General features: G+C 45.5%; 15 protein-coding genes and 2 tRNA genes. 13 read left to right on the plus strand and 4 right to left on the minus strand.

The features are described from left to right. Window positions 1-56: 56 nt before the first annotated feature. Both tsaC and hemF read left to right on the plus strand, forming a co-directional pair. Window positions 57-608, plus strand: a complete 552-nt coding sequence (gene tsaC, locus QQL60_RS13870) for an L-threonylcarbamoyladenylate synthase type 1 TsaC (protein ID WP_284723658.1) — start codon at window positions 57-59, stop codon at window positions 606-608. Next, entirely contained in the window at window positions 605-1,513 is a 909-nt protein-coding gene (hemF, locus tag QQL60_RS13875) for an oxygen-dependent coproporphyrinogen oxidase (protein WP_284723659.1), read from the plus strand. Before tsaC ends, hemF begins: the two co-directional genes overlap by 4 nt. On the opposite strand, the gene prfA is transcribed toward hemF, so the two are convergent. Both prfA and hemA read right to left on the minus strand, forming a co-directional pair. Continuing rightward, complete coding sequence (gene prfA, locus QQL60_RS13880) at window positions 1,510-2,598, minus strand: peptide chain release factor 1 (protein ID WP_273182944.1); 1,089 nt, start codon at window positions 2,596-2,598, stop codon at window positions 1,510-1,512. The genes hemF and prfA overlap by 4 nt on opposite strands. Then, a complete protein-coding gene (gene hemA / locus QQL60_RS13885) occupies window positions 2,595-3,854 on the minus strand; it encodes a glutamyl-tRNA reductase (RefSeq protein ID WP_273182947.1) in 1,260 nt (419 codons plus the stop codon). Before hemA ends, prfA begins: the two co-directional genes overlap by 4 nt. Between hemA and QQL60_RS13890 the strand changes: the two genes are divergently transcribed. From QQL60_RS13890 to QQL60_RS13935, 10 genes are all read left to right on the plus strand, one after another. Further along, window positions 3,849-5,753: a tetratricopeptide repeat protein gene (locus QQL60_RS13890; RefSeq protein WP_273182949.1), complete on the plus strand. Its 1,905-nt coding sequence runs from the start codon at window positions 3,849-3,851 to the stop codon at window positions 5,751-5,753. The genes hemA and QQL60_RS13890 overlap by 6 nt on opposite strands. Next, complete coding sequence (gene lolB / locus QQL60_RS13895) at window positions 5,750-6,349, plus strand: lipoprotein insertase outer membrane protein LolB (protein WP_007144384.1); 600 nt, start codon at window positions 5,750-5,752, stop codon at window positions 6,347-6,349. Before QQL60_RS13890 ends, lolB begins: the two co-directional genes overlap by 4 nt. Beyond that, window positions 6,346-7,185 (plus strand): 4-(cytidine 5'-diphospho)-2-C-methyl-D-erythritol kinase, encoded by an 840-nt coding sequence (ispE, locus tag QQL60_RS13900; protein ID WP_273182951.1) that lies wholly within the window; start codon window positions 6,346-6,348, stop codon window positions 7,183-7,185. Before lolB ends, ispE begins: the two co-directional genes overlap by 4 nt. Window positions 7,186-7,226: 41 nt before the next feature. Beyond that, a tRNA-Gln gene (locus QQL60_RS13905) sits at window positions 7,227-7,301 on the plus strand. A gap of 90 nt (window positions 7,302-7,391) precedes the next feature. After that, window positions 7,392-8,327: a ribose-phosphate diphosphokinase gene (locus tag QQL60_RS13910; RefSeq protein ID WP_177207333.1), complete on the plus strand. Its 936-nt coding sequence runs from the start codon at window positions 7,392-7,394 to the stop codon at window positions 8,325-8,327. 108 nt (window positions 8,328-8,435) lie between these two features. After that, window positions 8,436-9,107, plus strand: coding sequence for a 50S ribosomal protein L25/general stress protein Ctc (locus tag QQL60_RS13915; RefSeq protein WP_040576141.1), 672 nt, complete (start codon window positions 8,436-8,438; stop codon window positions 9,105-9,107). A 7-nt stretch (window positions 9,108-9,114) separates the two neighbouring features. Next, window positions 9,115-9,687, plus strand: a complete 573-nt coding sequence (pth, locus tag QQL60_RS13920; RefSeq protein WP_007144388.1) for an aminoacyl-tRNA hydrolase — start codon at window positions 9,115-9,117, stop codon at window positions 9,685-9,687. Between the two features lie 8 nt (window positions 9,688-9,695). Next, the gene (ychF, locus tag QQL60_RS13925; RefSeq protein WP_007144389.1) at window positions 9,696-10,787 is read left to right on the plus strand and encodes a redox-regulated ATPase YchF; all 1,092 of its coding nucleotides are present in this window, start codon (window positions 9,696-9,698) and stop codon (window positions 10,785-10,787) included. A gap of 53 nt (window positions 10,788-10,840) precedes the next feature. Continuing rightward, a complete protein-coding gene (locus QQL60_RS13930; RefSeq protein ID WP_284723660.1) occupies window positions 10,841-11,890 on the plus strand; it encodes a phospholipase A in 1,050 nt (349 codons plus the stop codon). Window positions 11,891-11,948: 58 nt separating this feature from the next. Then, window positions 11,949-12,025, plus strand: a tRNA-Met gene (locus QQL60_RS13935). 132 nt (window positions 12,026-12,157) lie between these two features. Here QQL60_RS13935 and QQL60_RS13940 read toward each other — a convergent pair. Together QQL60_RS13940 and QQL60_RS13945 are read right to left on the minus strand one after the other, a co-directional pair. Next, on the minus strand, window positions 12,158-12,637 hold the full coding sequence (locus QQL60_RS13940; RefSeq protein WP_007144391.1) for a nuclear transport factor 2 family protein: 480 nt from the start codon (window positions 12,635-12,637) through the stop codon (window positions 12,158-12,160). A 20-nt stretch (window positions 12,638-12,657) separates the two neighbouring features. Continuing rightward, the gene (locus tag QQL60_RS13945; RefSeq protein ID WP_007144392.1) at window positions 12,658-13,269 is read right to left on the minus strand and encodes an NAD(P)-dependent oxidoreductase; all 612 of its coding nucleotides are present in this window, start codon (window positions 13,267-13,269) and stop codon (window positions 12,658-12,660) included. Window positions 13,270-13,396: 127 nt separating this feature from the next. Between QQL60_RS13945 and QQL60_RS13950 the strand changes: the two genes are divergently transcribed. Beyond that, window positions 13,397-13,792 (plus strand): winged helix-turn-helix transcriptional regulator, encoded by a 396-nt coding sequence (locus QQL60_RS13950; RefSeq protein ID WP_007144393.1) that lies wholly within the window; start codon window positions 13,397-13,399, stop codon window positions 13,790-13,792. The last annotated feature ends 27 nt before the right edge of the window (window positions 13,793-13,819 follow it).

Here is a 13,819-nt window from a genome sequence, read left to right on the forward strand (position 1 = left end):
TTTTTATTGAGTGACATAGGGTATTCAATCACTGTGGTCTGAATAGGGGCGAGAACATGACAGATACTTTGCGATTACGAGAAGCAGTAAAAACACTGAATGCCGGTGGCGTTATCGGCTACCCGACAGAAGCGGTGTTTGGTGTGGGCTGCGATCCCTGGGATGAAGAAGCATTATTGCGCTTATTAGAGCTGAAACAACGTCCTTGGCATAAAGGCCTTATCCTCATCGCATCCGACTTTAATCAGTTACAAGATTTTATTAAACCCGTTGATGCCAAATTGTTAGCCGAACTGAATAAAACCTGGCCCGGCCCTGTAACGTGGTTACTGCCAGTGCGTGAAGAAGTGCCGATGTTGTTAACGGGTTTACACGATACCATTGCCGTGCGAGTGACGGCGCACCCACAAACGCGTGCTTTATGTGAAGCTTTTGGTGGGGCTATTGTCTCAACCAGTGCCAACCTAAATGGCTTACGACCAGCGATGAATGTGCATCAGGTTCGCTGGCAATTGCCTGAGCTGGATTATGTGTTAGCGGGTAGTTTGGGCGGCGCCAAAAAACCAAGCCAAATTAGAGATGCACAAACAGGAGAAATTTTACGATGAGTACACCGGATATTGATGCCGTTCGTGAATACCTACTTCGCCTACAAGAAAGTATTTGCAAAGAACTTGAATTAATAGATGGTAAAGCATTGTTTGAAATTGATGACTGGAAACGTGAAACTGGCGGTGGTGGTCGTACTCGGGTTTTAACCAATGGTGCCGTCTTTGAACAGGGTGGTGTTAATTTTTCTGAAGTCAGCGGTGATGACTTACCCGCTTCGGCAACGGCCAGCCGCCCTGAGTTAGCGGGCCGAAGTTTTCGTGCCATGGGTGTTTCACTCGTTATCCATCCTCATAATCCTTATGTCTCTACATCACATGCCAATGTCCGCTTTTTTATTGCTGAAAAAGACGGTGAAGAACCTATCTGGTGGTTTGGTGGTGGCTATGACTTAACGCCTTATTACGGCAATGAAGAAGATGTGATTCATTGGCATACCACCGCCAAAGCCGCCTGTGATCCTTTTGGTGCTGACGTGTATTCACGCTTTAAAAAGTGGTGTGATGAGTATTTTTACCTAAAACATCGTGATGAGTGCCGTGGCGTCGGTGGTTTGTTTTTTGATGATCTGAATGAATGGGGCTTTGATCGCTGTTTTGCCTTTATGCAATCGGTTGGCGACAGTTATATCAAGGCTTATGCACCGATTGTGCAGAAACGTAAGGACACCGAGTTTGGTGAACGCGAACGCGACTTTCAGTTATACCGTCGTGGACGTTATGTCGAGTTTAATCTGGTGTATGACCGTGGCACATTGTTTGGATTACAGTCGGGAGGCCGCACCGAATCGATTTTGATGTCGCTACCTCCACTGGTGAAATGGCGTTATCACTGGATTCCGGAAGCCGGATCAGCAGAAGCCCGTTTATACACGGACTTTCTGCCGCCACGCGACTGGATTTAAGACTCGCCGGATAAGGCGGCGAGTTGATCCGCCTGATATTCGTTGATCAGGGGTTCAATAACCTGTTCCAGCTCACCTTCCATGATCTCAACCAGTTTGTATAAGGTCAGATTGATACGGTGATCAGTAACACGTCCCTGAGGATAGTTATAGGTACGGATACGTTCGCTTCGGTCACCTGAACCCACCAGTGATTTACGTGTTTGAGCTTCTTCGGCCGCTTGTTTTTCTACCTGCGCAGCCATGATGCGCGCTTGTAAAACGGACATCGCTTTTGCACGATTTTTATGTTGCGAACGCTCTTCCTGACATTCGACGACGATACCGGTTGGAATGTGAGTAATACGCACCGCAGAATCTGTGGTGTTAACGTGCTGACCACCGGCGCCTTGAGAGCGGTAGGTATCGACTTTTAAATCGGCCGGGTTGATATCGACTTCATCAATTTCATCCGCTTCCGGCAGAATAGCCACTGTACAGGCCGAGGTATGAATACGGCCTTGTGATTCCGTTTCCGGAACCCGTTGAACACGGTGAGCACCTGATTCGAACTTCAGACGTGAATATGCACCTTCACCAACAATGCGACAGATGACTTCTTTATAACCGCCATGTTCACCTTCCTGCGCATTGATCACTTCGACTTTCCAGCGACGAGACTCAGCATATTTAGTGTACATACGGAATAAATCGCCAGAGAAAATCGCTGCTTCATCACCACCGGTTCCGGCACGAATTTCCAGGTAAATATTGCGTTGATCATTAGGATCTTTAGGCAGTAATAACTTTTGCAGGGTTAATTCGAGCTCTTCGATTTTTTCTTCTGCAGCATTAATTTCTTCTTTTGCCATTTCACGCATGTCAGCATCATCTTCATTCAGCATCAGCTTGGCATCTTCTAATGCGCTGATTGTGCGGCGATATGCGTTGAAATTGCTGACAACAGGCTCTAATTGAGCATATTCCTGCGACAGTGATCGGAATTTATTCTGATCGGCCATGGTGTCAGGATCAGCGAGCAGACCACTAATTTCTTCATGACGATCAACGAGTGATTCTAATTTATGTTTGATCGAATCTTTCACTTGGGATCCTTGATATTAAACAGACGCCGCGCTGCGGTGAGTAAATGGCCTTCTTCATCAAATCCGGATTGACGGAGCTGGCGACTCGGTTCATGCAGTAAACGGTTGGTCAATGTACGTGCGAGCTCAGTCATAGCCTGTTCGGCAGGCATGCCTTGCTCAAATTGTTTTATTGCTCTTTCCAGTGAATGCTTACTTATCTCTTCAGCATTGTCACGTATGGCTCTAATTACAGGGACGGCATCTTGGGTTCTGAGCCAGGCCTGAAAATGATCCACTTGTGTATCGATAATTTCTTCAGCCTGTAAGGCCGCATCACGACGAGATTGTAAGTTCTCTTCGATGATTTCTTTCAGATCATCAACACAATAAAGGTATATATCATCCAATAATCCGACTTCGGCTTCAATATCGCGTGGTACGGCGATATCGACCATGAAAATTGGTTTACGTTTACGGATTTTTAAGGCTCTTTCAACAGCACCTTTACCGAGAATTGGCAGTTGGCTGGCGGTTGAGCTGACCACAATATCGGCTTCGGCCAAATGTGCCGGCAGTTCACTCAGACTAATGGCATAACCATCTACTTGAGTGGCGAGATTATGTGCCCGTTCAATCGTGCGGTTGGCAATGATGATACGTTTAATACCATTGTCATAGAGATGGCGTGCGACCAGTTCAATGGTCTCGCCTGCACCTATTAATAAGGCGGTGGAGTCAGCCAGCTCGCTAAAAATTTGTTTCGCCAGACTGACGGCAGCAAAAGCTACCGAAACAGGACTGTTTCCAATCGCGGTATCCGTACGGACTTGTTTGGCAACTGCAAATGCGTGTTGAAACAAACGGCCTAGTGATTTTCCAAGGGTATTAGCATTAAGTGATTGGCTATAAGCATCTTTTAGCTGACCCAGAATCTGGGGTTCGCCCAGCACCATAGAATCCAGACCACAGGCCACGCGCATCAGATGACGAATGGCGTCGGCATGCTGGTAGTGATACAGATAAGGAGTGATGGTGCCATCTTCCTGTTGATGATACTGATGCAACCAAGCGAGGATATGGTTGTCAGACTCTGCATCAACACAACAATAGATTTCAGTACGATTGCATGTCGACAAGATAACGACTTCAAGTATGGAATCATCTTCATGTAAAGTGGATAAAGCTGCTGGAAGCATGCTCGCATCAAACGCAAATAGCTCACGGATATGAACCGGAGCAGTGTTGTGGTTGATGCCATAGGTGACAAGATGCATATTAAGAAAAAGTCGTTATTAAATGCTGTTAAACTTTACAGCCATTATTACAATCGTCTGTTATTAGTGAAAACAATTCGCCATTCTATCAAAATCAAACGTTCAGGTCGTTTTAATATGGATTCAACGAAATCATTCATGATGAATGTAGGGCAACATACTAAATATTTTGCTCTGATCGGACTTACCTCACTCATTACTGCCTGTGCTGCAACCCCCGCACAGCAAAGTAAAGCCACAGTTGATGAGGCGCAAAAAGTCGTCAAAGCTGCACCGGAAGTGAAAGAGGAAAAAAAGCCCGAAGTCACTATGCCAATGTCACCTGAACTGATGTACTACATCCTTACTGCGGAAGTGGCGGGTCAGCGTGGTGAAGTCGGAGCCGCCGTTGAACTTTACGAGCGAGCTGCGGATATGGTCAAGTCGCCTAAACTGGCTGGCCGAAGTGCTCAGGTGGCGACACTTTCCCGAAACGAAGAAAAAATTAATCATGCTCTGGATCGCTGGTTAGAAGTGGATCCTAATAATGCCGATGTCTATATGATGCGCGCGCCATTTTTGATGATGGAGAAAGACTATGACGGCGCAGTTCAGGCCATTAATAAAGCACTGTCTCTAGCGCCAGAAAATCAAAAACTGTACTTAGCCAGAGCGACAGAAAATCTGGCTGAAGTGGCGTCTCCGGAAGAAGCGCTCGCCACACTGAAGAAATTAGATCTGTATAAGCAAGGCCATCCTGATGCGCATTATGCGTATGCTCGCTTAGCGTTCTTCTATCAGCAATACCCAGAAACACTGGCTGAAATTGATCCTTTATTAAAAGCCGATCCTGAGAATGAAAGTTATCTCGTTTTGAAAGCCGATACCTTACAGCGATTGGGTAAAACCAAAGAAGGTGTGAAACTGCTAGCCAAACCTGCAGCAAAAGATGATGCCAGTGATGAACTGCGTTTTACCTATGGCAAATTATTAGGTGATGACGGCCAACTGGACAAAGCACGCACTATTTTTGAATCCATTCAAGCGGATAATCCAGAAAATCGGGATGTGCTTTTCGCGCTTGGCTTGTTAGCGCTGGAAGAAAAAGATGGCGAAAAAGCCAAATCGTATTTCAGTGATTTATTAAGACTGGGCGATCCTACCAATCAGGCTGCGTATTTTATGGGGATTGCTGAAGAGTTGAATGCCAATGTCGATGCCGCGCTGGTTTGGTTTGCCTCAGTACCGGTGCAAAGCAGTCGTTTTGATTTAGCGCAGACGCATTACATTAATTTATTGCTGGGTCGCGATGACATCGATAAAGCCCGTGAACATCTGGCACAGTTGAGACAGCAATTACCTAATAAAGCCCTGCAGTATTACTTATTCGAAGCCAGCTTGTTACGCGACCACGGTATGAAACAAGAGGCTTTTGACTTATTAACAAAAGCCATCAAGCATTACCCAAAAAATGAAGATGCGCTTTATAGCAGAGCGATGATTGCTGAGTCGATGGATAGGCTAGATGTGCTGGAAGCGGATTTAAGACAGATTCTGGCCAATGATCCTAATAATTCTCAGGCATTAAATGCACTGGGTTATACATTGACGGATCGTACTGATCGTCATCAGGAAGCATTAAAGCTGATTCAACGTGCTCTAGAACTTAAGCCAGGTGACCCTTTCTACCTCGACAGTCTGGGTTGGGTTTATTATCGCCTGGGTGACTTAGAAAAAGCGGAAAAATACCTGCGGGAAGCGACGGAAGCCAATCCTGATTCGGAGTTCATTGCCCATTTAGGTGAAGTGCTGTGGCAGCGCGGCAAAAAACAAGAAGCGAAAAAAATCTGGGATAAAGGTCTGTTGCAAGATCCTGACAATACCTTGTTAATTGAAACCATGCGCAGGTTTGGCCTATGAGGTTAGTCTGGCTGGCAGCACTGAGTCTGTTGCTGACCGCCTGTGCGCCTTTATGGCAAGCAAAAACGACTGAGTCGCCAGAGCAAAAATGGCAACAGCAGCAGCAAGAAATAGCGTCACTGAAAGACTGGCGGTTTCGAGGTCGTACGGCGATCACCCAAGGTCGTGAAGGCTGGAACGCGGGAATCACTTGGCAACAACAAGGTGATGGTTTTGATATCAAATTATCAGGCCCTTTTTCCCAAGGTGGGGCTGAGTTAATGGGTGATGCACAACAAGTTACCTTAACGCTGGATAATGGTGAGCAATATTCGGCGCAGACCCCCGAGCAACTTTTAGCCAAAACTTTAGGCTGGCTTTTACCGGTGAGTGCATTACGTGATTGGGTGAGAGGCGTGCCTTATAAAGACGCTGCAGTAGATAAGTATCAACTGGATGAAAATGGGCGTCTGAAAACCTTAGAACAAGCCGGTTGGCAGGTGGAATACCTGCGCTATGTGCCATTTAATGGCTTGGTGGTACCCGCTAAAATTTTTATCAAACACCCTGATTTGAATATTAGATTAGTGATTGCAGATTGGAGTCGAGCTGAGTGAAAGCATGGCCAGCGCCGGCAAAATTAAATTTATTTTTGCATATCACCGGACGGCGGGAAGACGGCTATCACAACCTTCAGACCGCATTTCAGTTTCTGGATTTTGGCGATAGTCTGTTTTTTGATACCAATAACTCAGGCAAAATCGATCTACAAACTGAATTTGCAGGTGTGCCCAGCGAAGATAATCTGATTGTTAAAGCGGCAACATTATTAAAACCCTTTACTGAAACACATCATGGGGTGGATATTTCCGTCACAAAACGCTTACCCATGGGGGGCGGTTTAGGAGGCGGTAGTTCAAATGCCGCTACAACATTAGTCGCGTTGAATAAGCTATGGCAATGTGGTTTGTCACAGCAAAAATTAGCGCAAATCGGACTCAGTTTGGGGGCAGATGTGCCGATTTTTATCGCTGGTCACGCTGCCTGGGCAGAAGGCGTCGGCGAAGACTTAACGCCAATATCCCCGATAGAACCTTGGTTTGCGGTGATTTGTCCTGATTGTCATGTGTCTACTGCAGAAATATTTTCATCGGTGGAATTGACACGAGACTGCGAACCTATCACAATACCGCGCTTCCTTTCTGGGGAAGGCAGAAACGTCTGCGAAGCGGTAGTGATAAAACACTATCCGGCAGTTGCAAATGCACTGGAATGGTTGGCACAATACGCGCCTCCGAGAATGACTGGTACAGGAGCATGTGTTTTCGCTGATTTTCAAAGTCAGCAACAAGCACAAGACGTAATAGATAAACTGCCTTCACACTGGCAGGGTTTTGTGGCAAAAGGCTGTAATCAGTCGCCACTCACTGCAAGAGCACTGGCAGAAAAATAAGCCAGATGTGACTGCAAGATGATAGAATGAGTTTTGTCAGTTGGGGTATCGCCAAGCGGTAAGGCACTGGGTTTTGATCCCAGCATTCCCAGGTTCGAATCCTGGTACCCCAGCCACTCTTTTGTTTTTTTGATAGAAAACTCGGCGCCTCTACCGTGACACAAAACCGACTTCTCCAGTTACAACAACGAACAGCCGACAGCCGTATGATGGTATTCACTGGTAATGCCAATCGTAAGCTGGCTCAAAGCATCGCCAATTTCCTCAATATTTCCCTTGGCAAAGCCACGGTGGAAAAATTCAGTGACGGCGAAATCATGGTTGAAATCCTTGATAACGTACGTGGTAAAGACGTCTTTATCGTTCAACCTACCTGCATGCCAACCAATGATCACCTGATGGAATTGATGGTGATGACCGATGCCATCCGTCGTGCATCAGCAAAGCGTATTACGCTGGTTGTGCCTTATTTTGGTTATTCACGACAAGATCGTCGTCCTCGTTCAGCGCGTGTAGCGATTACCGCGAAAGTCGTAGCGAATATGCTGACTGGCGTTGGTGCAGACCGCGTTTTAACCGTCGATTTACATGCTGATCAAATTCAGGGCTTTTTTGATTGCCCTGTTGATAATGTTTATGCCTCACCGGTGTTACTGGGTGATATCTGGAAGCATAAATACGAAGACCTAGTGGTCGTCTCGCCTGACGTGGGTGGTGTAGTCAGAGCGCGTGCCTTAGCGAAACATCTCGGTGTTGAATTAGCCATTATTGATAAACGTCGTCCCCGCGCTAATGAAGCCAAAGTGATGAATATCATTGGTGATGTGGATGGTCGCGTGTGTGTGTTGATTGATGACATGGTGGATACTGCCGGTACATTATGTGCGGCCTCTGCTGCACTAAAAGAACATGGCGCTACCCGTGTGGTCGCCTACACAACACATCCGGTTTTATCGGGCCCAGCTATAAAAAATATCAGCAACTCAGTACTGGATGAACTAGTGGTAACCGATACCATTCCATTGCAGCCGCATGCGCAGGAATGTGAAAAAATTCGCGTGTTAAGCATTGCAGAAATGCTGGCAGAAGCGATGTACAGAATTAGCAACGAGGAGTCAGTCAGCTCCTTGTATATGGATTAGTTAGCTACGGCTGACTTTTACGTGCCGAACCTGGTCGCGGGGGAGGCTTACGCCGCTTAAAAAGCGGCATTTTTGATGGGCAAAAGTCCATTGTTTTTGGAGAAAAAAATGGAAAACTTATTTGAAGTACAAGCTGAAGCGCGTACTGATGAGGGGAAAGGTGCGAGCCGCCGCCTTCGTCATGCGGGTAAAGTACCAGCTGTTGTTTATGGCGCTGAAAAAGAGCCAGTTTCGATCGCTTTAGATCACAACCAATTCATTCGTCATTTAGCTGAAGAAGCATTTTATGCTCACATTCTGACGCTGAACATTGGCAAGAAAAAAGAGCAAGTTGTATTAAAAGACCTGCAACGTCATCCTGCCAATGACAACAAAATCATTCACGCTGATTTCCTGCGTGTTGATGCAAAACATGAAATGACAATGACTGTTCCTCTTCATTTCATCGGCGAAGAAAAAGCCGTAGGTGTGAAAGCCGGTGGTGTGGTTTCTCACGTGATGACTGAGGTTGAAATTGCTTGTTTACCAGCTGATCTGCCAGAGTTCATTGAGGTAGATATCAGCAAGCTGGAATTAGATCACGCTATTCACTTATCAGAACTTGTTCTGCCTAAAGGCGTTAGCTTACCTGCGTTGTCACACGGTCAGGAAGAGCACCTTGAAGAAGGTGAACGTTCTGCTTATGACCAAGCAGTGGTCAATATTCATATGCCTCGCGTACATTCAGTGGATGATGAAGCTGAAGACGCAGAGGGTGATGAAGAAGCAACTGAAGAGTAATCTTTAGATGGGGAGCTGGATCATTGCCGGTTTAGGTAATCCCGGCTCCCAGTATGAAGGAACCCGGCATAACGTCGGGTTCTGGCTTTTGGACCAGCTGGCTCGTGAGCTCGGGGTGAACTTCACTGTTCAAAACCGATATCACGGGGAGCTGGTTCAATGCTCTCTGGATGGTCATAAAGTTTTTTTGCTCAAACCACTGACTTTTATGAACAGAAGCGGTCAGTCTGTTGCCCCGTTAGCGAATTTCTTCAAAATTCCGTTAGAGAATATTCTCGTTATTCATGATGAATTAGATTTGTCTCCCGGAACCGTTAAACTGAAACGCGATGGCGGTCATGGCGGGCATAATGGACTGAGGGATATTATTGCTCAGACGGGTGGCAAGCAATTTCTGCGCTGTCGTTTGGGTATCGGTCATCCTGGTCATAGCAAGCTGGTTTCTGATTATGTTCTCAGTAAACCGTCACCGACCGATCGCCAACAGATCGAGCAAGCCATCGATAATGTTTTACGTATTTTGCCAGAGGTGTTATCCGGAAATATGGATAAGGCTATGAACTGGCTACATTCACAATAGGATTTCTCATGGGATTTAAGTGCGGTATCGTCGGTTTACCTAATGTTGGCAAATCAACCTTGTTTAATGCATTGACTGAAGCCGGTATCGATGCGCAGAACTATCCTTTTTGTACTATTGAGCCTAATGTCGGCATCGTTCCCGTACCTGATCCACGTATGGATAAACTGGCAGCTATAGTAAATCCAGAACGCGTTTTACCTACCACGATGGAATTTGTCGATATCGCTGGCCTGGTGGCGGGTGCCTCAAAAGGTGAGGGTCTGGGCAATAAATTTCTGGCCAATATTCGCGAGACAGATGCGATTGCACACGTAGTACGTTGTTTTGAAGATGACAATATCGTGCATGTCGCCGGTAAAGTGTCACCTTTGGATGATATTGAAGTGATTAATACCGAGTTAGCGCTTGCGGACTTGGAAAGTGTTGAAAAAGCCATCACCAAAACGACTCGTGATGCCAAAAGTGGTGACAAAACGGCTAAAGCCAGATTAGAGCTACTCACGCAAATGCGTGATGAACTGGATAGTGGCAAACCTGTTCGTGCCATGGGCTTTGATAAAGAACAACTGGCTTTGATTCGTGACTTACATCTGCTGACGATCAAACCCACCATGTATATTGCCAATGTCTCTGAAGATGGTTTTGAGAATAACGCTGCTTTAGATGCCGTTAAACAATTCGCTGAGCAAGAAAATGCTAATGTTGTCGCGATTTGTGCGGCGATTGAATCAGAAATCGCAGGCTTGGAAGACGATGAAAAAGTCGAATTTCTAAGTGAAATCGGGCAAGACGAGCCGGGTTTGAATCGTGTTATCCGTGCCGGTTATGAATTGCTTGGTTTACATACTTATTTTACAGCCGGTGTAAAAGAAGTGCGGGCATGGACGGTGAAAGTAGGCGCGACAGCACCGGAAGGCGCTGGTGTTATTCACACTGACTTTCAGAAAGGGTTTATCCGCGCAGAAGTCATCAGCTACGATGATTTTGTTCAATACAATGGTGAGCAAGGCGCGAAAGATGCCGGTAAGTGGCGTCTGGAAGGCAAAGAATATGTCATCAAAGATGGCGATGTCATGCATTTCCGCTTCAACGTCTAGCATTCTGGGATATGATGTCGTGAGTTCTTATTTCTTTCTGACATAGGCAAGCTATGAAGACGGCATCATTCTCCTTTTACTTCTTATCGTTAGCTATCGGTTATACACCACTGGTCAATGCCGATGATAAGTTAAATCAATGCTTGCTCACTCAACTGGCGACAGCAGATGACACCATGTCAGTCGGGGATATTAAACAATTATGTGACTCCTCAATCACCCAGAACACTATTGAGGAAGCCTCCCCCAATCCTGAGCCTGTTGACGTTAAAGTAACCAGTACGGGTTTAGAGACAGAAGACAAGTCGGCCATTACCCGACGCTTATTTCTGGAAAAGAAAGAAGCCAAAAACCCGTTTGTATTATTACCGCATAAACCGAATTACATTATCTTAAGTAATAATATGTCTGCTCCGAATGAAGCGCCATTTGAAGCAGCTTATCCGAATGACAATATTCATTTGCAGCCGTGGGAAACCAAGTTCCAAATCAGCCTGAAGCTGCCAGTGGCTTACGCTCTCTTCAATGGTCGGGCTGATGCCTATGTAGCTTATACCAACCGGTCATTTTGGCAGCAGTTTAATAAACACAGTTCTTCGCCTTTCCGTGAGTCTGATCATGAACCGGAAGCCTGGTTATCATTCAAAAACGATTATGAATTGTTTGGTATAAAAAATTCACTTATTCGTACAGGTATTGTCCACCAGTCAAATGGTCAGGCAGGTGAGTTATCACGTAGCTGGAACCGGGTTTATGCGGACTTCGTGTTTGAGCACAATGATTGGTACTACTCATTTAAACCATGGTGGCGAATCCCTGATAGCAGCAGCGATGACGATAATCCGGATATCGAAGAATATATGGGTAACTTTGAATTCGGCGCTGTCTATAAAATGGATAATCACAGCTTCGATATTCTGCTGCGGAATAACCTGAATTTTGATGATAACTATGGCGCTGTTCAGTTAGGCTGGAGCTTCCCGCTGACAGACCGTGTGAAAGGTTATGTGCAATGGTTTAATGGCTATGGAGAAAGCCTGATTGACTATGATGCTCACTCCAATAGTATCGGCTTTGGTATCCAGTTGAGTGACTGGTTATAAATATGATCTTTTCACTTGAAACTTAAGCATTTATATCGTATTATTTCGCGCTTCGTGTGGCTATGTAGCTCAGTTGGTTAGAGCACATCACTCATAATGATGGGGTCGGTGGTTCGAATCCACCCATAGCCACCAACAGATTCAAAAGCCGGAGTTTCTGCTCCGGCTTTTTTTTCGCCTGTGAATTTGTATAGTGATGAAATCAACGTATACATGGCTTGGTTAGGTTCAGCCTTAAAATCAGCCCAAACTATGACCTCATCAGGTTCAAAACATAGTATTGTCGTTGGCTGAGGTTTCTGGCACAGCTTGAATAACATCCCAGTGTTCAACTATTACGCCATTTTCTACGCGGAAAATATCAACAACCGCTTGTCCACGATCGTCTGCATTTTCAACAGAGTGCACATGCAGAAACACAAGATCATTATCTGTCGCACTTCTGACAATATCTGCTCTGGATTGTGGATGTGTTTTGAAATATCCCTCGAAGTAGTCAAGCAAAGGCGCTTTGCCATCAGGAACATCAGGATTGTGTTGGATATAGTCCTCAGCCAGAACCTTTGCCGCTTGCTCAACCTTATGTTGGTTAAAAAACTGATTATAAAAGTGGATAACAAGTTGACGATTGGCTTCCTCTTTAGCCAGATCCCGATGGCTAGCTGGTTCAGCAGTCACATTTGCGGTGAATAATACTAAACCAAGGCTAAGCAGGACCGGGAAGACTTTTCGTGATAGTGTTTTCATTATTATTTCCTTGATATTTTTTAATAACCGACAGTAAAACGTTGGCGAGGGTGTTGTGGTGTTTCAATCTCATCGACCAGAGCCACAGCATAATCTTCATATGAGATGTGGCTGCCATTGTCTGAGGTGAGAAGAGTGTCTTTACCCAGCCTGAACTGACCTGTACGTTCACCTGGGCCAAACAGGGCTGATGGGGATAAGAAGGTCCAGTTAAGCTCCGTTTCTTTTTGTATTTCATCGAGAAAGTCTGCCCCTTTGTTTGCTTCAGCCTTATAGGCTTTTGGGAATTCAGGTGTGTCGATGAGACGAAGTCCGGGTTTTACTTCCAGACTGCCAGCACCACCAACTACTAAATAGCGCGGCACGCCGGATTTTTTAACCACATCGATAATGTGTTTTGCTTCAGTATCATTAAATTTTACGGCGCTTACCACGACGTCATGCCCCCTAAGATGTGGAACAATGTCATCGATGTTAAGCAGATCGGCTTTTAATACAGTTACGCCGGGTAATGATGGAATGTTTTCTGGATGACGTGAGATAGCCGTAATCTGATGATGTCTGTTTGATAGTTCTTTGACTATTCTTGAACCAACTTCTCCAGAAGCGCCAATGATGGCAATGTTTGACATAATAAACCTCCTAATAGTATCTAATAAATATTAGGTCTATAATGTAGACCTTTGAGTTAAGCGTAGATACTTTTTCTTGAGCTGACAAGAAGTCAATTTCAGCGTACTAAGTTACTTGGAGGTGACCATGACAACGACTAATTCTGTCGAAACGCAGACAGAGACTGAGTTTGACCATCCTTGTCCGATACGAGATGTGTTGGATAGAATCGGCGATCAGTGGAGTTTATTAATCCTAACCACATTAGCGCCGGCGACTTTGCGCTTTAATGAACTTCATCGTGAAATTGGTGATATCTCCCGACAGATGTTATCTCGCACTTTAAAACGATTAGAGCAGGACGGGTTTATTGAACGTAAGATCTATGCCGAGGTGCCACCGAAAGTGGAATATAAACTCAGTCCTCTTGGCCATTCATTTCTTGAACCTATGCAAGCCCTTATTGCCTGGGCTGACAGCAATCATGCACAGATTTGTCAGAGTCGACGCCAGCACAGAGCAAAAAAAGATGGACAAGCCTAGATAGGTATTAATCAAAAGATAGGAATA

The sequence above is a fragment of the Methylophaga thalassica genome (assembly GCF_030159795.1).
Classification (GTDB): domain Bacteria; phylum Pseudomonadota; class Gammaproteobacteria; order Nitrosococcales; family Methylophagaceae; genus Methylophaga; species Methylophaga thalassica.

Bases quoted from the DNA above. Each gene is read 5' to 3' on its own strand.
- tsaC (WP_284723658.1), top strand. From the start codon at position 57: ATGACAGATACTTTGCGATTACGAGAAGCAGTAAAAACACTGAATGCC.
- hemF (WP_284723659.1), top strand. From the start codon at position 605: ATGAGTACACCGGATATTGATGCCGTTCGTGAATACCTACTTCGCCTA.
- QQL60_RS13890 (WP_273182949.1), top strand. From the start codon at position 3,849: ATGCATATTAAGAAAAAGTCGTTATTAAATGCTGTTAAACTTTACAGC.
- hemA (WP_273182947.1), bottom strand. From the start codon at position 3,854: ATGCATCTTGTCACCTATGGCATCAACCACAACACTGCTCCGGTTCAT.
- lolB (WP_007144384.1), top strand. From the start codon at position 5,750: ATGAGGTTAGTCTGGCTGGCAGCACTGAGTCTGTTGCTGACCGCCTGT.
- QQL60_RS13910 (WP_177207333.1), top strand. From the start codon at position 7,392: ATGATGGTATTCACTGGTAATGCCAATCGTAAGCTGGCTCAAAGCATC.
- QQL60_RS13915 (WP_040576141.1), top strand. From the start codon at position 8,436: ATGGAAAACTTATTTGAAGTACAAGCTGAAGCGCGTACTGATGAGGGG.
- pth (WP_007144388.1), top strand. From the start codon at position 9,115: ATGGGGAGCTGGATCATTGCCGGTTTAGGTAATCCCGGCTCCCAGTAT.
- ychF (WP_007144389.1), top strand. From the start codon at position 9,696: ATGGGATTTAAGTGCGGTATCGTCGGTTTACCTAATGTTGGCAAATCA.
- QQL60_RS13930 (WP_284723660.1), top strand. From the start codon at position 10,841: ATGAAGACGGCATCATTCTCCTTTTACTTCTTATCGTTAGCTATCGGT.
- QQL60_RS13940 (WP_007144391.1), bottom strand. From the start codon at position 12,637: ATGAAAACACTATCACGAAAAGTCTTCCCGGTCCTGCTTAGCCTTGGT.
- QQL60_RS13945 (WP_007144392.1), bottom strand. From the start codon at position 13,269: ATGTCAAACATTGCCATCATTGGCGCTTCTGGAGAAGTTGGTTCAAGA.
- QQL60_RS13950 (WP_007144393.1), top strand. From the start codon at position 13,397: ATGACAACGACTAATTCTGTCGAAACGCAGACAGAGACTGAGTTTGAC.